Source organism: Aeromonas sp. Prich7-2 (assembly GCF_017939255.1).
Classification (GTDB): Bacteria; Pseudomonadota; Gammaproteobacteria; order Enterobacterales; family Aeromonadaceae; genus Aeromonas; species Aeromonas caviae.
Genome location: NZ_JAGKRI010000324.1, coordinates 1 through 310, shown reverse-complemented (window position 1 = coordinate 310; position 310 = coordinate 1). Strand labels below are relative to the sequence as shown.

Below are 310 nucleotides of genomic sequence, written 5' to 3'. Positions count from 1 at the left end.
TGTCTCCACCCGAGACTCAGTGAAATCGAATTCGCCGTGAAGATGCGGTGTACCCGCGGCTAGACGGAAAGACCCCGTGAACCTTTACTACAGCTTGGCACTGAACATTGAACCTACATGTGTAGGATAGGTGGGAGGCTTTGAAGCGATGACGCCAGTTGTCGTGGAGCCGTCCTTGAAATACCACCCTTGTATGTTTGATGTTCTAACGCAGGGCCCTGAATCGGGCTCGCGGACAGTGCCTGGTGGGTAGTTTGACTGGGGCGGTCTCCTCCCAAAGAGTAACGGAGGAGCACGAAGGTTGGCTAAT

General features: G+C 54.2%; 1 rRNA gene. It reads left to right on the top strand.

What is annotated here, in order from left to right:
• Positions 1-310, top strand: a 23S ribosomal RNA gene (locus J9892_RS22550); the annotation flags it as partial.